Genomic DNA, 304 nt, shown 5'->3' on the forward strand with positions numbered 1-304 from the left:
TTGCCATCCCTTATTACGGAGGGATGACGCGCTACGTCGTTTCAATTTTCAGCTTGTTCCGGATTGTTAAAGAGCAAATATCTCAAACGCGCCTCCGCCGCTTACGCAGCCGAACCGGTTTTGAGATACTGTGGAGACACCTTTCACCTGTCACCAAGCAGGTGGCGTCCCCTAGGGGATTCGAACCCCTGTTGCCGCCGTGAAAGGGCGGAGTCCTAACCGCTAGACGAAGGGGACACGATAGTGTCACGACTTCGCAGCCGTCCTGCTCATTACTTTTTATCAGACAATCTGTGTGAGCACT

1 tRNA gene is annotated in these 304 nt (G+C 53.0%); it reads right to left on the reverse strand.

The annotated features are described in order from the left end of the window. Positions 1 to 162: 162 nt before the first annotated feature. Positions 163 to 237, reverse strand: a tRNA-Glu gene (locus ACNY69_RS21660). Positions 238 to 304 lie beyond the last annotated feature (67 nt).

Origin of the sequence: Pantoea graminicola (genome assembly GCF_048452665.1) — a bacterium.
Classification (GTDB): Bacteria; Pseudomonadota; Gammaproteobacteria; order Enterobacterales; family Enterobacteriaceae; genus Pantoea.